The 19650-nt window shown below is 67.0% G+C and carries 14 protein-coding genes; 12 read left to right on the forward strand and 2 right to left on the reverse strand.

Annotated features, from left to right (window positions below; all coding sequences use genetic code 11):
* Nucleotides 1–12 precede the first annotated feature (12 nt).
* The 7 genes from HN018_RS20610 to HN018_RS20640 all read left to right on the forward strand — a co-directional run bounded on the left by HN018_RS20610 (nt 13) and on the right by HN018_RS20640 (nt 7404).
* Nucleotides 13–2001 (forward strand): potassium transporter Kup, encoded by a 1989-nt coding sequence (locus HN018_RS20610; protein WP_171837047.1) that lies wholly within the window; start codon nt 13–15, stop codon nt 1999–2001.
* Between the two features lie 5 nt (nt 2002–2006).
* Nucleotides 2007–3182 carry a radical SAM family heme chaperone HemW gene (gene hemW, locus HN018_RS20615; RefSeq protein ID WP_171837046.1) on the forward strand — a complete coding sequence of 392 codons (1176 nt, stop codon included), beginning with the start codon at nt 2007–2009 and terminating at the stop codon, nt 3180–3182.
* Between the two features lie 28 nt (nt 3183–3210).
* Nucleotides 3211–4302: a nucleoside hydrolase gene (locus HN018_RS20620; protein WP_408886733.1), complete on the forward strand. Its 1092-nt coding sequence runs from the start codon at nt 3211–3213 to the stop codon at nt 4300–4302.
* 11 nt (nt 4303–4313) lie between these two features.
* Nucleotides 4314–5030 (forward strand): SDR family oxidoreductase, encoded by a 717-nt coding sequence (locus tag HN018_RS20625; RefSeq protein WP_171837045.1) that lies wholly within the window; start codon nt 4314–4316, stop codon nt 5028–5030.
* Nucleotides 5031–5055: 25 nt separating this feature from the next.
* Complete coding sequence (locus HN018_RS20630) at nt 5056–5487, forward strand: DUF1489 family protein (RefSeq protein ID WP_171837044.1); 432 nt, start codon at nt 5056–5058, stop codon at nt 5485–5487.
* Nucleotides 5488–5685: 198 nt separating this feature from the next.
* Nucleotides 5686–6951 (forward strand): lytic transglycosylase domain-containing protein, encoded by a 1266-nt coding sequence (locus tag HN018_RS20635; protein WP_171837043.1) that lies wholly within the window; start codon nt 5686–5688, stop codon nt 6949–6951.
* Nucleotides 6952–6999: 48 nt separating this feature from the next.
* Nucleotides 7000–7404 (forward strand): hypothetical protein, encoded by a 405-nt coding sequence (locus HN018_RS20640; protein ID WP_171837042.1) that lies wholly within the window; start codon nt 7000–7002, stop codon nt 7402–7404.
* A gap of 108 nt (nt 7405–7512) precedes the next feature.
* Here the strand turns inward: HN018_RS20640 and HN018_RS20645 are convergent, their stop codons facing one another.
* On the reverse strand, nt 7513–8634 hold the full coding sequence (locus tag HN018_RS20645; protein ID WP_171837041.1) for an alkene reductase: 1122 nt from the start codon (nt 8632–8634) through the stop codon (nt 7513–7515).
* 201 nt (nt 8635–8835) lie between these two features.
* Between HN018_RS20645 and HN018_RS20650 the strand changes: the two genes are divergently transcribed.
* The 5 genes from HN018_RS20650 to holA all read left to right on the forward strand — a co-directional run bounded on the left by HN018_RS20650 (nt 8836) and on the right by holA (nt 16053).
* A complete protein-coding gene (locus HN018_RS20650) occupies nt 8836–11067 on the forward strand; it encodes a BTAD domain-containing putative transcriptional regulator (RefSeq protein WP_171837040.1) in 2232 nt (743 codons plus the stop codon).
* 73 nt (nt 11068–11140) lie between these two features.
* Nucleotides 11141–11662 (forward strand): DUF3576 domain-containing protein, encoded by a 522-nt coding sequence (locus HN018_RS20655; protein WP_171837039.1) that lies wholly within the window; start codon nt 11141–11143, stop codon nt 11660–11662.
* Nucleotides 11663–11713: 51 nt separating this feature from the next.
* Entirely contained in the window at nt 11714–14347 is a 2634-nt protein-coding gene (leuS, locus tag HN018_RS20660; protein WP_171837038.1) for a leucine--tRNA ligase, read from the forward strand.
* The gene (locus HN018_RS20665; RefSeq protein ID WP_171837037.1) at nt 14344–14997 is read left to right on the forward strand and encodes an LPS assembly lipoprotein LptE; all 654 of its coding nucleotides are present in this window, start codon (nt 14344–14346) and stop codon (nt 14995–14997) included. The genes leuS and HN018_RS20665 overlap by 4 nt, the downstream gene beginning before the upstream one ends.
* Nucleotides 14998–15018: 21 nt before the next feature.
* Nucleotides 15019–16053 (forward strand): DNA polymerase III subunit delta, encoded by a 1035-nt coding sequence (gene holA, locus HN018_RS20670; RefSeq protein ID WP_171837036.1) that lies wholly within the window; start codon nt 15019–15021, stop codon nt 16051–16053.
* 439 nt (nt 16054–16492) lie between these two features.
* Here holA and HN018_RS20675 read toward each other — a convergent pair whose 3' ends face one another.
* The gene (locus HN018_RS20675) at nt 16493–19462 is read right to left on the reverse strand and encodes a TonB-dependent receptor domain-containing protein (protein ID WP_171837035.1); all 2970 of its coding nucleotides are present in this window, start codon (nt 19460–19462) and stop codon (nt 16493–16495) included.
* Between the last annotated feature and the right edge of the window lie 188 nt (nt 19463–19650).

Genomic DNA, 19650 nt, shown 5'->3' on the forward strand with positions numbered 1-19650 from the left:
GAGCGTGGCTGGATGAGTGATGTCGCCGGAGCTTCTGGCGCGGCCCCGTCTGGCTCTGCCACTGGCGGCGCCGCGGCCGGTGTTCATGACAGTACGACCGAGCCGGCACCCGGTACCGGTCATGGCGGGAAGCGCAATCGTGCCGTCACGATCGGCTCGCTGCTCGCGGTGCTGGGCGTCGTTTACGGCGATATCGGCACAAGCCCGCTCTATGCGCTGAAGGCCACGCTGCAGATCGTCAGCCCGCATGCGAATGCGGTCACCCGCTGGGAGGTGCTCGGCCTCGAGAGCCTGATCTTCTGGTCGCTGGTCCTTGTCGTCACCATCAAATACGTCACGTTGATCATGCGTGCGGACAATAACGGCGAGGGCGGCATCCTGGCGCTGATGGCGCTTGCCCAGCGCGTGTCCCCCGGGCCGCAGATGCGGCGCATCCTCGGCTTCGTTGGCATCATCGGCGCCTGTCTGTTCTTCGGCGACGGAACCATCACGCCGGCGATCTCCGTGCTGTCGGCGGTCGAGGGGCTCGAGGTCAGCATGCCCAGCGCCGCCGAGGTGGTGCTGCCGATCGCCGTTGTGGTCATCGTGGCGCTGTTCAGCATGCAGTGGCGCGGGACCGGCAGCGTCGGCCGGATATTCGGGCCGATCATGCTGCTCTGGTTCGTCAGCATCGGCATCCTTGGTGCAGTTCAGGTGGCGCGGTTTCCCTTCGTGCTGCAGGCGCTGCTGCCGCATCACGCCGCGATCTTCATCTGGCACCATGGTTGGCTCGCCTTCGTCGCACTCGGCGCGGTGGTGCTGGCGGTGACCGGTGCCGAGGCGCTTTATGCCGACATGGGCCATTTCGGGCGCAGGCCGATCAGGGTCGCCTGGCTCGGCCTCGTCCTGCCCGCGCTGGCCCTCAACTATCTTGGCCAGGGCGCACTCATCATCGAGCATCCGGGCGCGATGGCGAACCCGTTCTTCCTGCTGTGCCCGCACTGGCTGCGCCTGCCGATGGTCATCCTGGCTACAATGGCCACCGTCATCGCCAGCCAGGCGATGATCACCGGCGCCTACTCCATCGCCCGCCAGATGGTGCAGCTCGGCTACTTCCCGCGGATGCGCGTGCTGCACACCAATGCCGACGAGGAAGGCCAGATCTATGTGCCACAGGTGAACTGGGCGCTGCTGGTCGGCGTGCTGGTGCTGGTGCTGTCGTTCCGGTCCTCGGATGCGCTGGCCTCCGCCTACGGCATCGCGGTGACCGGCACCTTCATGTGCACCTGCGTGCTGGCGATGGTGGTATTCCGCCGGATCTACCGCTGGTCGAAGTTCGCCGCCCTGGGGACGTTCGGCACCTTCTTCGTGATCGACGGCGTCTTCTTTGCCGCCAATGCACTCAAGATCCCGCAGGGCGGCTGGGTGCCTTTAATGCTTGGCACGGTGCTGGCCACCCTGATGACGACATGGAAAACCGGTCGCGGCCTGATCCTGGCGCGCTGGAAGCAGGACAGCCTGCCGCTCGCCTCGTTCCTGGCGCGCCTGCCGCAGTCGCGCACCCTGCGCGTGCCCGGCATCGCCATCTTCCTGACAGCGAACGCCGACTTCGTCCCGGCCTCGCTGCTGCACAACCTGAAGCATAACAAGGTGCTGCACGAGCGCATCCTGTTCGTCACCGCCCAGAACCTGGACCAGCCGGAAGCCGACGCCGGCGGCCGCATGATGGTCGAGGAGATGGCGCCGGGGATCCACCGGGTGACGCTTCGGTACGGCTTCATGGAAAGCCCGAACCTGCCGCGTGCGCTCGAGGAGCTTCGCGCGCACGGCGTCGCGTTCGACCCGATGCAGGCGTCCTACTTCGTCAACCGCGAAGTTCTCGTGCGGGCGGCGATCCCGAAGATGCCGCTCTGGCGGATGTCGCTGTTCCTGGTCATGGCGCGCAACGCGGTGCCGGCGATCGAATTCTTTCGTATTCCGTCCGATCGCGTGGTGGAGCTCGGCGTCCGCGTCGCCATCTGACCGGAATGGGTCTCGCCCTCTACATCCACTGGCCGTTCTGCCTGGCCAAATGTCCCTATTGCGACTTCAACAGCCATGTCCGGGACGCCATCCCGCAGGCCCGGTTCGCCCGGGCCCTTCGTACCGAGCTCGCGACCGAGGCTGCGCGGCTGGGCCGCCGGCCGCTCTCGTCGATCTTTTTCGGTGGCGGCACCCCGAGCCTGATGGAGCCGCAGACGGTCGCCGACCTGATCGCCGATGCCTGCCGCCTGTTCGAGCCGATGCCGGACCTGGAAATCACCCTCGAAGCCAATCCGACCAGCGTCGAGCTCGGCAAGCTGAACGGCTTCCGGGCGGCCGGGGTGAACCGGATCTCGCTCGGCGTGCAGAGCCTGGAGGCCGAGGCGCTGCGGATGCTGGGGCGCGAGCACTCCGCCACGCAGGCGGTCGCGGCCCTGGAAACGGCGCGCGCCATATTCCCGCGCATCTCGTTCGACCTTATCTATGCAAGGCCCGGCCAGACCGTCGAAGCCTGGCGCACGGAACTCGACCGCGCGCTGGCCTTGGCCTCGGACCATCTCTCGCTCTACCAGCTGACCATCGAGCCCGGCACCCGCTTCGAGGCGCTGCATCGGCAGGGGCTGATCGCGATGCCGGACGAGGAACTCGGCGCCGCGCTGTATGAGGAGACCGCCGAGGTGGCCGCCCGACACGGTCTGCTCGCCTACGAGGTCTCGAACTATGCCCGGCCCGGTTCGGAAAGCCGGCACAACCTCGCCTACTGGCGCTACGCCGATTATGTCGGCATCGGCCCCGGCGCGCACGGCCGCATCACGCTGCCGGACGTCGAGGGTGGAGCTCCCGCGCCATCGCCTGCCATCTATGCGACGCGCCGGCACCGTGCTCCGGAACCGTGGGCGGAGCGGGTCGAACGGCTGGGCCACGGCCTTACCGACGAGACGCGGCTGATCGCACCGGAGCCGGCGCGCGAAATGCTGCTGATGGGGCTGCGCCTTTCCGAGGGAATCGACGCCGCGCGTTTCGCCGCCCGCACCGGCACCACGTTGATCGATGCGGTCGAGCCGGTGATCCTCGAGGCGGCGATCGAGGAGGATTATCTCCGGTGGCACGATGGTTGCCTCGTGGCGACCTCGGCCGGACGGCTTCGGCTGGAGGCGCTCCTCGGAGCGCTGGTGCGTTAGGGGATAATCGGTGGTTCGGACGAGTTTGATGACCGGAGTTCTGGTGGCGGGGATTGTTGCGGGGCTTATGGCTGGCGTCGCGACGCCGGCGGCGCATGCAGCGGCCCCGATCTATGTCATCGAGGATAACGACTTCCTGGGCCCCGGCGGCTCGGACGTTCAATCGGCGCTGCCGCTGCTCGCCAACCCCGACGTCACGCTGCTCGGCCTGACCGTCGCGACCGGCGACGCCTGGGAAAATGCCGAGGCCGCCCATATCCTGCGCTTCCTCGAGATCGCCGGCCGGCCGGACGTGCCGGTCGCCGACGGCGCGGTCTATCCGCTGGTCAACAGCGTCGCCCGCATGCGCGAATGGGAGCATCGGTTCGGGCCGATCCAGTGGAAGGGCGCCTGGGGAGAGACCGGCTCGATCGACCACATCCCGGCGGTCGAGCCGCCGATCGGTCCGTTGAAGGCCGGCGCGCCTCATATCCACACCATCGCCGAGCCGGCGGCCCTGTTCCTGATCCGCCAGGTGCACGCGCATCCGCACCAGGTGACGATCGTCGAGGCCGGGCCGATGACCAACCTCGCCCTCGCCATCCGCCTCGACCCGACCTTCGCCGCCACCGCGAAGCAGCTGGTGTTCATGGGCGCGCTGATCGACACCAACATGATGGCGGTGACCGGCAACGCGGACTTCGCCTCCGACTTCAACTTCATCTTCGATCCGGAAGCGGCCCACATCGTGCTCACCGCCGACTGGCCGAAAATCGTCTCCCTCGGCAACGTGTCGAACGGCGTGATGATGACGCCCGCGCTGATGGACCGGATCGCCGCGGTCAAGACGCCGCTCACCACCTACCTCAAGCAGTATTTCGCGCCGCTGCCGCTGTGGGACGAGATGGCCGGGGCCGTCGCAGTCGATCCGTCCCTGATCACGAAGTCGGTCGATGCAATCATGGACGTGGACCTGACCGATGGGGTGAATTATGGCCATGCGCATGTCTGGACCGCCGCGTTGGCTCCGAAGGGGATGGGCCTGCGTGCCGTCACGATCGTGCAGGACATCGACACCAAACGGTTCGTGGACGGCTTCGTGAAGGACGCGCAGTTCACCCCGCCCCATCCGACACACTGACGGGAGCGCTCATGACCAACGATGCAGCATCGGCCAGCGGCGAAGGCCGGACCGCCCTTCTGGTCGGCACCTCGCGAGGGCTAGGCCTCGGGTTGGTGCAGCAGCACCTCGCGCGCGGCTGGCGGGTGATCGCCACCGTGCGCGACCACTCGCCCGCGCTGCAGGCGCTGGCCGAACAGGCGGGCGACCGGCTCTCGATCGAGATCCTGGACATCAACCTGCCGGCACAACTCGAGAGCCTCGGCCAGCGTCTTGCGGGCACCCGGCTCGACCTGCTGTTCGTGATCGCTGGCGTGGCACACGACCCGGCGCAGACAATCGGCACGATCGCGGACGACGAGTTCATCCACATCCTGCGCACCAACACGCTGAGCCCGATGCGTGTGGTGGAACGGCTCGAGGCACTGGTGCCGTCGTCCGGCACGATCGCGGTCATGTCGTCCAGCCTCGGCAGCATCTCCCTGAACGAGTCCGGGGGCTACGAAACCTACCGCGCCAGCAAGGCGGCACTGGACATGCTGCTCCGATCGGTTGCCGCACGACGCAGCAAGAGCCGGCGCACCTTCCTGGCGGTTGATCCCGGCTGGGTGCGCACCGACATGGGTGGTCCGGACGCAACTCTCGACGTGGACACCAGCACCATCGGCATGACCGACATGCTGGAAGCCCGGCGCGGCACCCCGGGCGTGTTCTTCGTGACCTATCGCAACGAGGAGCTGGGCTGGTAGTCCAGCTTCCGCCCGGGGCCTCCGCATGGCGCTGAACCTGATCAAGCTGGCCGTCGGCGTCGCCACGCCGGAAGCCCTGGCCGAGCGCCAGGCCATGCGGTCGCACGAGACCGGCGCCCATGACGGGCGACCGTTCTTTCGCACCCGCAGCTTCCCGCGCCGCGCCGCCGAAGTGCTGGATGGCGGCTCGATCTACTGGGTCACGGCCGGGATGCTGCTGTGCCGGCAGGAAATCCACGACATCGTCCAGGACCGGCGCGACGACGGCACGCCCTGCACCGGCGTCGTGCTGCATGCGTCGATCGTTCCCGTGGTGCCACGCGCGGTCCGGGCCTTCCAGGGCTGGCGGTATCTCACGGAACCCGACGCACCGGTCGACCTGGTCGGGAACCCGGCAACCGGCGATGAACTGCCGCTCGCGCTGCGCCGTGAGTTGCTGGCGCTTTGCCTGCTTTGAGGGAAGGCCAGGGGCCCTGCCCCTGGACCCCGCCAAAGGCTGGCCTTTGGGATCTGCTTGCAAGGTTGGCGGGTTGCGGCCCTGGATCAACGAACGGCGGCAAGTGACTGTGGCTGATCGGCAAGTGTGGCCGGGATTCGCTGCCGGGTTGCACGCACTGGTTGATTAGGAGGCGCCGGTTCGCCACGATGCCGGATCATGGCCGCCGCTCAGACGCAGGATGATTTCCAACCCGGACGCGACCTGCGCGCCCTATGGCTGTTGCCGTTGCTCTGCATGTTGGCAGCCTGCGGCGGCGGGAATTCGGCGCGGATGACCAGCTATTCCCCCGCCAGCATGAGCTACCCTGAACCGGGGCCACCGGAAGATCCCTGGCGGCCCTACATCCGGGACGCTTCCGGACGCTTCAGCGTGCCGCAGCAATGGATCCGGGCGGTGATGCACCAGGAGTCCGGCGGCCACGAATACCTGCACGGACGGCCGATCACCTCCGGCGCCGGTGCCATGGGACTGATGCAGCTGATGCCGGCGACCTACGCCGACCTGCAGGCCCAATACAACCTCGGCAACGACCCGTTCGAGCCGCATGACAACATCCTGGCCGGCACCGCCTACATCCGGCAGATGTACCAGAAATACGGCGCCCCGGCGTTTCTCGCGGCCTATAACGCCGGCCCGCAACGGCTCGACGACTACCTGTCCAGCGGACGCTCGCTGCCGAACGAGACGGTCGATTACGTGGCCTCGATCGCACCCAACCTTGGGACCGAACTCGCCATGAGCGGCCCGCTCGCCGCATACGCCAGTGGCGGATCTCCCGGTCGATACAGTCCGACCAGTTATGCACCGGTCCGGCTGGCATCCTATCGGGTCGCGACCCGCCGCCGCAGCGGCGGGGGTGCCTGCTGGCACGATCCGGACGCTGCTTACGATCCCGATGCGCCGTGCCAGGCGGCGCCGCCCGCGCCGATCCAGGTTGCGCAGGCTGCACCCTACGTGCCGGTCCAGTCGGCGATCGCCTACACACCGCCGCCATCCTATTCGGGATCGACCGGTTCCGGCTCTTCCTATGGCGGTGCGGGCTGCATTCGTGACCCCGATGCCGCCTACGATTCAGCCTGCAGTCCCCGCCCGGCGCGGTCCTATGCGCCGAGGCCGACATTCGCTGCCGCCGTGATCCCGGTATCGGCGGTGTCAGGCCCGCCATCCTTCGGCAGCTGGACGATCCAGGTGGGTGCATTCGACACTGTCGACCAGGCGCGCTTTGCCACCACCATGGCGCGGCAGGCGGATTTCACCCGGCTTGCCGGTACCCAGAGCGTCGTGCAGCAGACGACTCCCTTCGGCCACGGCGTACTGTATCGTGCGCGTCTGGCCGGTCTCGCCCGTGGCGATGCCGGAAGCGCCTGCGCCACCCTAAAGGCGCAGAACATTCCCTGCATGGTGGTCACGCCAGGCGGCTGAACCGCGTCGTCCAGCAGCCGTTTGCGTCGTGCCTTCAAGGAGAACGACATGACCGAGATCAGGACACTGCAGCCGCATGATCCGCTTCCCGACGGCCCTGCCATCGTGTTGATGCGCCGGTTCGAGGAGGAGGACCCGATCCGTGCGATGATCGAGTTGATCGTCATCCACCGGAACCAGTCCGAGGAGACCAGTCGCCTGCTGACCGAGGCCGGTGAACCGCTGCCATGGGACGATGCGACGACGCTGGCGGCGGGACAGGCGAAGCAGGCCGGCCTGCATCATGTCTATCACGTGGACCGGACCGCGGGCCCGCGCGAGCGCGAGATCGCCGAGCATGGCGGAGATCACTCGGTCGCAATGGACACGCTCGACGACGACGACCTCGAAGACGGGGTGAAGGGCAGCGACATGCGCGACATGAAGCTGAACGAGGCGCCCCGGAAGTTCTGACCGGCGGTCTCGACCGGGGCGTCGTCGCTCCGGCATCCGGTTGGTTTCGAGAACGGCATCCGCTCGTTTCCCGATCCGACCGGATGACGCCATCCTCGGCACGATGCGCTAGACGGCGATCCGGATCTGCCCGTCCATGCCCGGCCAGTCGGAATAACCGACCGAATTACCACCGTACCAATATTCCTTGGGCGACTCCGCCAGCGGTCCGCCGTTGCGAAGCCGATCGACCAGATCCGGGTTGGCAATGAAATTGCGGCCGAAACTGAAAGCGTCGGCCGAGTTCTCAGCGATCGCCTTTTCGGCCAGTTCGGTCGTGTAGTTGTTGTTGCCGATCCAGGCACCCGAAAAGCGTTTGCGGAGTGCTGCGAAATCCACGTCGGCCGGATGATCGCGGGTCTGCTGGGTGACGCCCTCGATGGTGTGGACGTAGGCCAGTCCGAGCGCCGACAGCGCATCGAGGTAGGTGCCGTAGGTTCCCATGACGTCGCGGTCGAGCGGTGTCACGCCGGGCATGGTGGTGGTCGGCGAGATCCGGATGCCGACCCGGTCGCCGCCACCCCAGGCGTCGATCACCACGCGAGCAACCTCAAGCGGGAAGCGCAGGCGGTTTTCCAGCGAACCGCCATACTGGTCGGTGCGGAGATTGGTACTGTCGCGCAGGAACTGCTCGAGCAGGTAGTTGTTGGCCGAATGGATCTCGACACCATCGAAGCCGGCCTCGCGCGCACAGGTCGCCGCATGGCGATAATCCTCGACGATCGCCTGCGTCTCGCCGGTCGACAAGGCACGCGGTGTCACATGGTCCTGCATGCCCTCGTTGGTGAAGGCCTGGCCGGTCGGCTTGATGGCCGAGGGTGCCACGGGCAATGCGCCTCCGGGCTGCAGGCTCGGATGTGAAATCCGGCCGGTGTGCCACAGCTGCAACACGATCAGGCCGCCCACAGAATGCACGGCACGGGTCACGCGCTGCCACGCGGTCACCTGCGCCGCGTTCCAGATGCCCGGGGTGAGCGCGTAGCCGCGCGCCTGGGCCGAGATGTTGGTCGCCTCCGACACGATCAGGCCGGCGCTGGCGCGCTGCGCGTAGTAGACGGCAGCGTAGTCGGGCGGGATGCCGTCGTCGCTGGAACGGCTGCGGGTCAGCGGCGCCATGACGATGCGGTTGCGGAGCGCCAACGCACCGATCTGGAACGGTTGGAACAGCGGGCTGTCGGGGCTGGTGGACATCTTGTTTCCTCGAAACGGCGAGTTGGTCCTGCGCATCCGGCCTGTCATGGTGACACGCCGAAGCCTGGGGCAATGGATCCAGCCGCGGATTGGGTATGGTTCGCGTGTCGGCAACGCGAACCGGTCGCCCAAGGTGCAGTGCCATTGTTTTTTACCAACGATGACGTCCGAGTGAGTTTCTGCCATGATCCATAGTCAACGATGCACATGGGCACAGGGGTGATGTTGGATACGCTGCGGCCTGGGCTTCCAAAGACCGATGCGGTGCTGCTGCGGCTCCAGCTGATCGGCCGAATGCAGGCGACGACGCTCAACAACGAGAGCGTCCTGCCGCTCGGTCGCAAGACCCGCGGACTGCTGGCGATCCTGGCTCTGTCCGGGCGGCGCCCGGTGCTGCGTTCGAAGCTGGCCGAACTTTTGTGGAGTCGCCGCTCCGAGGAGCAGGCCAGGGCATCCCTGCGTCAGGAAATCCATCGCCTGCTGGAAGCGCTGTCCCCGATCGGGACGGACATCATCACCGTCGAACGCCACACCCTGGCTCTCAAGCCGGCCCTGACTTCGGTCGATGCCGAACGTATCCGAAACGCCAACGCCAACCAGGCCGAGAGTTTGCCGCCGATCGACGGCATTCTGCTCGACGAACTGACCGGTACCGACCCGGCGCTCGACCAGTGGCTCGACCAGGAACGCACCCGCCTGCGCGAGCACGCGATCGGGCTGTTCGAGACCATGCTGCGTCGCCAGCGCGACACGCGCGGCATGCTTGCCGCCGCACGCCAGTTGCTGCTGCTGGACGGGCTTCATGAAGGTGCATGGCGCGCACAGATCCAGGGTCTGCTTGCCCAGGGCGAGACCGGGCTTGCGTTCCAGAGCGCCCAGCGTTGTGCGAGCGCCTTCGCCGCACGCAATGCCGTCGAACCCGGCCCGGAAACCCGCCTGCTGCTTTCGGAACTCCTGCGCGGCAACGGCGCAGCCAACTCGTACCCTGCGGCCGATTCGCACCCTTCGGTCGCGGGCGCATCGAGCCTGGACGGGGCGGCTTCTGCGCCCATGTCCGTGCCGACATCATCGGGCGACCAGCCGGATGGACCCGCCAGCCACGGCGCGTCGCTCGACGCCAGTTCACAGCAGCCCGCGCGGTTCGGCGAGGGTTTCAACCGGCTGCGACGCACGACAGTGCAGGGTCTGCCGTTCGTCGCCGTCCTGCCGTTGCTCGACCTGAACGACAGCGCCGCGTTCAGCACGATCGCGCAAGGTCTTGCCGATGATCTGGTGTCCGGGCTTGTGCAGTATGGCGGCGTCAAGCTGCTGCAGGGCAGCGAGCTGCAGGAGAGCCTGGCCGAAGGCCGCGACGATGCCGTGCTTCGGCGCAATTTCGGCCTCGACTACATACTGGACGGCACGCTCCAGCGTACCGGCGGCCGGATCCGGGTCATCCTGCGCCTGACCGATATCCGCCAGTACGGCCAGATCGTCTGGGCCCAGCGCTTCGACCTGCCCGAAGGCGACGTGCTGACGCTGCAGGACATGATCACCACCCGGGTTCTGGCGCAGCTCCCCTGGGAGATCATGCTGGTCGAGAGCCGCCGCCTGCATCACCGTCCGGCCGCGGAACTCGATTCGCACGGGCTCGTCATGCGCGCGGTGTCCTACATCCTGCGGATCGACCGCATCCAGAACGACCATGCCTGCGCCCTGCTGCGCCAGTCGATAGAGCTCGATGGCAATCATCCGCTGGCGCACATGATCATGAGCCTGGCTTGCCTCGTTCGCTTCATGCAGCGCTGGGACGACCCGGCGGTCATGGCGAGCCGTGTCGACGCCGAGACCAGCGCGGTGCTGGAACGGGATTCGACCATCAATGGCGGGCTGACCATGAGCGGCCTGATCAGGAGCGAGGTACACGACGAGCCGGAAGCCGCGCTGATCCTTCTCGAGCGCGCGCTGGCGGCGCATCCGTCGGCCGCTGCCGGCTGGGCGGCCATGGCGTTTGCCCAGGTCAGGCTGGGCCGGCTGGACGAGGCGGAGCAGAACTTCCACCACTACAAGACGCTGTTCCCGACCCATCCCATGGAGGTCATGCTCGACCAGCCCAGTATCATGATCCCGCTCCTGCAGGGGCGGTTCGAGGATGCGGCGCGGATCGGAGCGGTGCTGGTGGAAATGCGCCCAGGGTTCGCTCCGAACCTCGTGCCCTACCTGGCCACCCTCGGCCATCTGGGCCGCGTGGCGGAGGCGGAGAGGATCCGTACGCGCCTGCAGACCATGTTGCCGGCGGACGGGATCGCCTCGCTGGTACACGGCGCCGGCCTGCGCGTGACCGAGCATCGCCAGCGTCTCGAGGATGGTCTCCGATTGGCCGGCATCAGCCTGTCGCTCTCCGTTCCGGGTGAGCCGGCCGGGCCGCTTGGCGTGGCACGGCGAGCAGGATAGATAAGCCACCCTTCCCGCATGGCTCCCCGTCACCACGCGGGACCGGCCTCCTCCAGGTCCCCCCAGAGGCTTCATGAACAACGGCTCGATATTTCTCCGCCCGTTCCCTCCCGCCATGCTCGCACTGGTCTGCCTGGGCAGCCTTGCCGCATGCCATGGTTCCGGTGGCCGCAGCCAGGCGGTGGCCGGCGATACGGCCGCGCTGGCGACACCGACGCACGAAAACCACCTGATGGGCGAGGATCGCAGCGCCACCGCCGGTGACCAGACCGCGGTCGGGGTGAATGCCTATCTGTGGCGTGGCGCGATCGACACATTGTCGTTCATGCCGTTCGCATCGGCAGAACCGGCCGGCGGCATCATCATCACCGACTGGTACAGCCCACCGACCACCAGTGGCGAGCGCTTCAAGGCCAACGCCTACATCCTGGGCAAGCAGCTCCGGTCGGACGCGATCCGGGTGTCGATCTTCCGCCAGATCCAGCAGGACGGTCAGTGGGTGGATGCGCCGGTTGCCGCCAACACTGCCGCCGACATCACCAGCAAGATCCTGGCCCGGGCCCGCCAGCTGCGCACCGACGCCGGCGCCGGTTAGGTCGGCGACCAGGGCGGGCTGCGTTCCATGAGCGACAGCGATTTACACCCCATGAGCGACAGCGAACCGCGGCCGGCTGGCGAGATAGAGACGCGCTACAGTTTCTGTGAGGCGGAGCCGCGCTGGCAGACCGCCTGGAACGACAGCGCCTGCTTCGACGTGCCCGACGTTCCGCCCGCGGACCGGCCCAAATACTACGTGCTCGAGATGTTCCCGTATCCGAGCGGCCAGCTGCATATGGGTCACGTCCGCAACTACACCCTCGGCGACGTGGTCGCCCGCTACAAGCGCGCCCGGGGCCATGCGGTGCTGCATCCGATGGGCTGGGACGCGTTCGGCCTGCCGGCGGAGAATGCCGCCCGCGAGCGCGGCATCAACCCGGCAGACTGGACGCTCGCCAACATCGAGACGATGCGCGGCACCCTGAAGCGGCTCGGCCTGTCGCTGAACTGGGATCGCGAGATCGCCACCTGCCTGCCGGATTACTATGGCCAGCAGCAGAAGCTGTTCCTGGACATGGCGGCGGCCGGCCTGGTCGAGCGCCGCGATGCGCTGGTGAACTGGGACCCAGTCGACCAGACCGTGCTGGCCAACGAGCAGGTGGTCGACGGGCGAGGCTGGCGATCCGGCGCGGTCGTCGAAAAGAAGCGGCTCAGCCAGTGGTTCTTCCGGATCACCGAGTTCGCCCCCGACCTGCTTGCGGCACTCGACGGGCTCGACGAGTGGCCGGAGCGGGTACGCCTGATGCAGGCGCACTGGATCGGCCGCAGCGAGGGCGCGCGGGTGCACTTCCCGCTGGCACATCCGCCGGCCGGGCTCGATCCCGACCTGAACGGGCTCGAGGTCTACACCACCCGCCCGGACACGCTGTTCGGCATGTCGTTCCTGGCGATCGCGCCGGAGCATCCGCTGGCGGCCCATGTCGCCCTGAGCGATCCGAAGGCTGCTTCCTTCATCGCCGAATGCCGCAGCCTCGGCACCAGCGAGGCGTCGATCGAGAGCGCGGTCAAGCGCGGCTACGATACCGGCCTGCGCGTTGCCCACCCGTTCATGCCGGAGGCCACCTTCCCGGTCTGGATCGCCAACTTCGTGCTGATGGAATACGGCACCGGGGCGATCTTCGGCTGTCCCTGCGGCGACCAGCGCGACCTCGATTTCGCACGTCTCTACGATCTTCCGGTGCCGGTGGTGGTGCTTCCGCCGGGCGAGGAGGAAGCCGGCTTCTCGATCGGGCGGGTGACCCATGACGGACCCGGCACCCTGATCAACTCCGGCTTCATGGACGGCCTGTCCACGGAAGCCGGTCGCAAGGTGGCGATCGAGCGGCTCGAGGCGATGGGCGTCGGCCGCGGGGTGGTGAACTGGCGCCTGCGCGACTGGGGAATTTCGCGCCAGCGCTACTGGGGTTGCCCGATCCCGATCATCCATTGCGCGAGTTGCGGCCCGGTGCCGGTGCCGGACGACCAGCTGCCGGTGCGCCTGCCCGACGACCCCGATTTCTCGGTCCCCGGAAACGCGCTCGACCATCATCCGACCTGGAAGCATGTGGACTGCCCGTGTTGCGGCCAGCCGGCGACGCGCGAAACCGACACCTGCGACACGTTCGTCGACAGCTCCTGGTACTTCGCGCGCTTCACCTCGCCGCGGGCGCTCACGCCCACGGTACGCGCCGCGTCCGACGCTTGGCTGCCGGTGGACCAGTATATCGGCGGCATCGAGCACGCGATCCTGCACCTGCTGTATGCGCGCTTCTTCACCCGGGCGATGCATGCGACCGGCCATCTCGGACTGGACGAGCCGTTCGCGCGGCTGTTCACCCAGGGCATGGTGAATCACGAGAGCTACCGCGATCCCGACGGCACCTGGCTCCATCCGGAAGAGATCGACCGAAGCAGCACCGGCGCGGTGCGCCGCGACAATGGCGCGGCAGTGCAGGTCGGCCGGGTCGAGAAGATGTCCAAATCGAAGCGCAACACGGTGTCGCCCGAGGCGATCATCGACCGGTTCGGCGCCGATACCGCGCGCTGGTTCGTGCTGTCCGACAGCCCGCCGGAGCGGGACATGGAATGGACCGAGGCCGGCGTCGCCGGGGCGGCGCGCTTCACCCAGCGGCTGTTCCGGCTGGTCGGCGCGGTGGCCGCGGACACGCACCCATCGGCCGCGCCGGAGAGTTTCGGCGAACCGGCGGACACATTGCGCCGCGCCACCCATCGCACCATCGCGGCCGTGACCGAGGCGCTGGAGGCCTTCACCTTCAACGTGGCCGTGGCGCGCCTGCACGAGCTTGCATCGGCGATCGCGGACGCCGCCCAGGCCACGCCGGCGGCCGACCTCGATTGGGCGCGCCGCGAGGCTGCCGGCACCCTCTGCCTGCTGGTGGCACCGATGATGCCGCATCTCGCCGAGGAACTGCTGGCCCTGCTCGACCCCGATGCGGCACTTGCCGCAGTGCAGCCCTGGCCGATCGCGGACCCGCTCCTGGTGGCGGCCCGGCGCGTGACCATCGCGGTGCAGATCATGGGCAAGCTGCGCGGCACCATCGAAGCCCGGCCCGACGAGGCCGGCGACGTGGTGATCGCCGCCGCCGAGGCGGAACCCAACGTCGCGCGCTCGCTCGAAGGCCGGCGCGTGGTCAAGCGCATTCACGTGCCCAACCGGATCGTCAACTTCGTGGTGGCAGGATGATCAGTCGTACGCCGCTCGCCGTCGTGCTGATGCTGCCGCTGGCCGTGTCCGCATGCGGCTTTCATCCGCTCTATGGCGATGGCAACGAGGCAGCCTCCGCGAAGCTGCCGGACATCTTCGTGCAGAGCATTCCGGATCGCGCCGGCCAGGAACTTCGCCTGGCGCTGCAGCAGCGGCTTGCCGGCACCAGCGAGGCGGAACCGCAGGGCTACCTGCTCGCGGTCAGCCTGGCCTCGTCGTCGGAGTCCATCGGTATCCACGGCGACAACACGTCCGAGCGCAACCGCGTGGTCGGCCGGGCGCACTGGAGCCTGTCGGCGGTCTCACCCGCGACCACCCCGGTTGCCAGCGGCGATGTCCGCAGTGTCGATGGCTACAACGTCATCAACGAGCAGTATTTTGCGGCCAGCATCGCCAGCGAGACCACCCAACAGCGTATCGCCAACAATCTGGCCGATGCGATCACTCTGCAGCTCGCCACCTGGTTCACCAACCATCGCCCGCCCGCGACGGCTGCGAAACGTGCCTCGACCGCCTCCTTCCTCACCCCCAGCAACGTACCGGGGGACACCGACCAGACGCCGCTCACCACACCGGGCGAGGATGGCCTGCCGTCCAGCGCGATCGGTCGCAGCAATCCGACCCCGTGACCGGGCTGCCCCGGTAGCTCGATGAAGGTCGATGCGCGGCAGGCCGGGCGGCTGCTGAGTGCGCCCGGAGCTTTGCGCGCCATCCTGCTGCATGGCGAGGATACTGGCCTGATCCGCGAGCGCGCCGCCGATGCGGTGCGCGCGGCGGCGGGTACGCTCGATGATCCGTTCCGTGTCGCCACCCTCTCCCGCGATGCGCACGAACGCCTGGAGGAGGAGGTTACCGCGCTCTCCCTGACCGGCGGCCGGCGCGTGGTGTGGGTTCGCGATGCCACCGACGCGCTGGTGGCGCCGCTGAAGCGCGCCCTCGGAAAGCCGGGCGATACCCTGGTGGTGCTGGAGGGACCGGGCCTGGTCTCGCGTTCCAAGCTGCGCGCGCAGGTCGAGGCGATGCCGGACGGCGCGTCGATCGCCTGCTACCCGGAAGAGGGGCGGGCGCTGGAGGCGCAGGTGTCGCAGATGCTGGGCGCGAACAAGGTGCGGATCGACCCGGACGCGCTGGTCTGGCTGTGCTCCCGGCTCGGTGCCGACCGTGCGGCGACGCGGGGCGAGGTGGAAAAGCTGGTGCTGTATGCAGGCGGCGCCGGGGATGGCGAGGGAAGCATCACGCTGGAGGATGCGATGGCCTGCACCGGCGATGCCGCCGGCGCCTCGCTGGACGATGCCGCATTCGCCGCGACCGCCGGCGACCGGGCCGGCGCCGACCTCGCGATCGAGCGCACGTTGGCCGAGGGGTCGAGCCCGATCGCGGTGGCGCGTGCGCTGTCGGGCCATCTGCACCGGTTGCGGCTCGCGCGGCTGGTCATGGAAGAAAGCGGCCAGGGCGCGCAGGACGCGATGCGGGCCTTGCGTCCGCCCGTGTTCTTCAAGCGGACGCAGGCCTTCGCGCAGGCGCTGTCGCTATGGAGTGCCGCCGGCCTGCTGCGGGCAGCCGAGCAGACCCAGGCGCTCGAACTTGCCTGCAAACAGACCGGATCGCCCGACCTGGTGCTGTGCAAGCGGCACCTGGCAGTGATCGTAGGCCAGGCGCAGGCGAGCCGAGGCGTCCGGCATTGACGGAGCATGTTGCCCGGAGCTCGGGCGTCGGCCTATAAGCGGCCTGGTTGTCCGCGTAGCTCAGCCGGATAGAGCACAGGATTCCTTGTCACCAACTGGGCGTCACGATGGGAAACCGCGTGATGGATCCGCTCAAAGTCGGGGAAAGCTGAGGCGCTCTATGCGCCGTGCCAATCCCGAGCCAAGCCCATCCGAAAGGATGGGAAGGTGTAGAGACTGGACGGGCGGCACCTAAGGGTTCCGGCCTAGGGTGAAGGGACAGTCCAGACCACGAACGCCACCCCAACGGGTGGCGGCGGCGAAAGTCGAAGTGGGATGAATCCTGGGGCCGTGGGTTCGAATCCCGCCGCGGACACCAATTTTCCCGATGACGACTAGCGCTTGCCGGGATCGAAAGCCCGGCGCCGACCGGAACAGGAAGGGCGCCGGTTTATCTTGCTCAGAACTTGCCGGTGACACCGAAGCGGAACGCGCGGCCGAGGATACCGGCGGTGGCCCAGGCCGGGTTGTACTGGTAGCCGCCATATGTGCCGGTATCGAGCGGCGGCCCCTTGTCGAAGACGTTGTAGATGTTGGTGTAGAGGTTGAGCCTGTTGGTCAGCGCATAGTTGATGGTCAGGTCGACGTCCACGAAGCTGGCGACGCCACAGCGCAGCGGATCGCCCGAAAAACCCTGCTGTGCCATGCTGCAATCATTCAGCGTGCCGCCTCCAGTAACGTCTTCGGCGGTGAGCTTGTAGCCGCTGGTGTAGTTCATCGTCGCAGTCACCGCGAGGCGCTTGTAGGTGAAGGTATTGGCCCAGTTGGCGCGCCAGCGCGGCGTGCCGGAAGCTGAGCTGATGTTGGCTGGTCCGAGCGAGCCGGCATAGGACTGAAGGCCGGTGCCCGGGTATGTGATGGTATAGCCGAGGATGTAGGTCGCCTGGCCTGTGCTGGTCCATTTGATGTCCTGCAACGGGCGCGGCAGCGGGATGCGGGCCCCGAGCGCCAGGTCGATCCCGGACGTCACCAGTTTGGCGGCATTGATGTAGCCGAGATTGACGATCCCGGGACGCAGGATGGTGGCTTCCGGATGATCCGGATCGGCAACGTCGGGCGTCACGCTGATGCCGGAGGGGTATTCCTTGTTGGTGAAGTAGTTCGCCACCGGTCCGCTATAATCGGCCGTCGTGATGAAGTTGATCTTCTTGATATGGTAATAGTCCGCGGTCACGTTCAGCCAGGGCAGCGGGGTCAGCACGGTGCCGCCGGTGAAGCTGGTCGATTTTTCCGGTTTCAGCGCGGGATTGCCGACGCTGTTCAGCCCGAGGTTATAGGTTGACGCATAGGTATCCGGCCCGGTGCCGGAGCTGTTCTGGTGCTGAGCCAGGAAAGCGGCATCGGTCGGTGTGTAGCTGATGTAACCGACTCCCGGCACCGCGTTGGTTTCCGGGAAGCTCGGTACCCGGAAACCCTTGGAGAAGGTGCCGCGGAACATGACCTTGTCGATCGGCCTCAGGATCACGCCGATCTTGGGCGCGAAATTGCTGAACCCTTCCGAATAGTTGTCGTAGCGGCCGGAGACGTTCACGTTGATCTGCTTGATGAACGGGATGTCGGCCTCGAAATAGCCCGATCCCACCCGGCGGCTGCCGACGGCGCCGAAGCTCCTGAGCTGCGACAGATACTGCGCATTCGGGTTGGACGGATCGTCCGGATTGGGGGTCGGGTCGTTGACCGATTCGTAACGTGCGTTGCCGCCAATACCCAAAGTCACCATGCCACCGGGCAGGCTGAACAATCCTTTCGAGAGCGTGACGTCGAGCGAATATTCCTGGCTGCTGTCGTTCTGCACCGATTTCGGCGCGATCGCATTGCGGACCGCGGCGCTGTTCTTCGACGGATCGACGAAATTATAGCTGCCTGTATTCACCGCGTTCAGGATGCCGGCGAAGGTCGGCACCCCGGTGACGGTCCGCTGCAGCGTATCGACCATGCCGACAAAGGACGCGTTGTACATCCAGTCGCCGCCCCAGCCCGAGTCGATCGACCCGTTGAGGCCGGTGGAGCCGCGATAGGTCTGGTTGAGGACCAGGTTCGTCGTATTGAGATCGGCGAACCGGTAGTAGATCTGCGCCGGCAGGCCTTGCGCCGCGAACGGATTGTTCGGATTGAGCGTGCCGTTGGCAAGGTTTACGGGCAGCACGATGTCTGTCAGGTCCGCATCGCCGGACGCGCTCTTCTGGCGGATCGAGCTCGGTCCCGAGACCGATCCGGTTGTAAAGACCTGGTTCTGGGCATAGCTGAACATCGCATAGGCCTGCGCCCGGTCGCTCAAATTCGCAGTACCACGCAAGTTAACGCTGATTCGCCGGTCGCTTGGGAACAGCAGCCGATAGTCGCCGACCGTGTTCTGTTCGCAGACCGTGCCTTGTGCGACCACGTGTGTCGCGAGACCATTGCATCCGAGCGTCGGGCTGATCGGCTGCAGCAGGCCGGTGCTTCCATCGGCGTTGACCGGCCGCACCTGGGCGACGCGCGTCGAGCCGATGCCTGAAATAGTGCCGTCGTTCTGGATGCCGTTCTCGTTGCCGTTCGACCCGGACAGGCCGCGTAGGTCTCCGGTATCGTAGGGATAGCCACGGTCGCGGTTATAGATGATGTCGTCGTTCTGGTACTCGCCGTTCAGATAGACGTTGTAGCCATCGCGATTGAGGTCGCCGACGCCGTAGGTCGCATACAGTCGCTGATGGCCGCCGTCGGCGCGCTGGCTGAGGCCGCCTTCCGCGCCGCCCTCGAATCCCTCGATCTGCTTGCGGGTGATGATGTTGACCACGCCGGCCACCGCGTCGGCGCCGTAGGTCGCGGATGCGCTATCCTGCTGCACGTCGATGGTCTGCACGATCGATTGCGGGATCGTATTGAGATCGACGAAGTTGCGCTGGCCGTCATCCGCCAGCGGGTAATAGGCGGCGCGCTGGCCGTCGATCAGCACCAGAGTCGAGTCGACCGTCAGGCCACGCAACGAGGCGCCGCTCGCGCCGATGGCGAAGGCACCGTTGCCGGAAAATGCGGCCGGCAGGCTGCCGCCGTTATTGGACGAGACCTGCGAGAGCGCGGCAGCGACCGTGGTGATGCCGCGGACCTGCATGTCCTTGGCGGTCAGATGCGTGACGGGCGAAGCGCCCGACAAGTTCGGGTTGCGCAGGATGGAGCCGGTGACGGTGACAGTCTCGGCGGCGTCCTTGGTCGGTGCCGCGTCCTGTTTCAGCGCGGACGTAGCCGATGTCGTGCCGGCCGTGGTGCTGTCGATCGCCTGCTTGCCGGGGACAACAGGGGCCTGGGCGAGCGCCGGCGTGGCGATGCCAAGCGCAATGCACCCGGCGGTGGACAGCAGGAGAAGGTTTCGAAAGCCAACGAAAGCACTCATAGGCCTTGGGTCTCCGGTCTCTCGGGGGCATGCGCCGCAGGACACCGCGTTACGCAGAGCAACATTTGGTTGCAGACCGATCAAAATCGTTCCAGCACCGATCCGCAATGCGCAACCTGCCATTCATAGCCCATGGCAATACGGTAGTTGTTTTTGTGCAACAGTGCCATGCGTTGGTTGCGCGACAA

It is taken from the genome of Lichenicola cladoniae (genome assembly GCF_013201075.1).
Classification (GTDB): Bacteria; Pseudomonadota; Alphaproteobacteria; order Acetobacterales; family Acetobacteraceae; genus Lichenicola; species Lichenicola cladoniae.

Excerpts from the sequence above, each read along its gene's own strand:
- HN018_RS20610 (WP_171837047.1), top strand. The coding sequence starts at position 13 with ATGAGTGATGTCGCCGGAGCTTCTGGCGCGGCCCCGTCTGGCTCTGCC.
- hemW (WP_171837046.1), top strand. The coding sequence starts at position 2,007 with ATGGGTCTCGCCCTCTACATCCACTGGCCGTTCTGCCTGGCCAAATGT.
- HN018_RS20620 (WP_408886733.1), top strand. The coding sequence starts at position 3,211 with ATGACCGGAGTTCTGGTGGCGGGGATTGTTGCGGGGCTTATGGCTGGC.
- HN018_RS20625 (WP_171837045.1), top strand. The coding sequence starts at position 4,314 with ATGACCAACGATGCAGCATCGGCCAGCGGCGAAGGCCGGACCGCCCTT.
- HN018_RS20630 (WP_171837044.1), top strand. The coding sequence starts at position 5,056 with ATGGCGCTGAACCTGATCAAGCTGGCCGTCGGCGTCGCCACGCCGGAA.
- HN018_RS20635 (WP_171837043.1), top strand. The coding sequence starts at position 5,686 with ATGGCCGCCGCTCAGACGCAGGATGATTTCCAACCCGGACGCGACCTG.
- HN018_RS20640 (WP_171837042.1), top strand. The coding sequence starts at position 7,000 with ATGACCGAGATCAGGACACTGCAGCCGCATGATCCGCTTCCCGACGGC.
- HN018_RS20645 (WP_171837041.1), bottom strand. The coding sequence starts at position 8,634 with ATGTCCACCAGCCCCGACAGCCCGCTGTTCCAACCGTTCCAGATCGGT.
- HN018_RS20650 (WP_171837040.1), top strand. The coding sequence starts at position 8,836 with ATGCACATGGGCACAGGGGTGATGTTGGATACGCTGCGGCCTGGGCTT.
- HN018_RS20655 (WP_171837039.1), top strand. The coding sequence starts at position 11,141 with ATGAACAACGGCTCGATATTTCTCCGCCCGTTCCCTCCCGCCATGCTC.
- leuS (WP_171837038.1), top strand. The coding sequence starts at position 11,714 with ATGAGCGACAGCGAACCGCGGCCGGCTGGCGAGATAGAGACGCGCTAC.
- HN018_RS20665 (WP_171837037.1), top strand. The coding sequence starts at position 14,344 with ATGATCAGTCGTACGCCGCTCGCCGTCGTGCTGATGCTGCCGCTGGCC.
- holA (WP_171837036.1), top strand. The coding sequence starts at position 15,019 with ATGAAGGTCGATGCGCGGCAGGCCGGGCGGCTGCTGAGTGCGCCCGGA.
- HN018_RS20675 (WP_171837035.1), bottom strand. The coding sequence starts at position 19,462 with ATGAGTGCTTTCGTTGGCTTTCGAAACCTTCTCCTGCTGTCCACCGCC.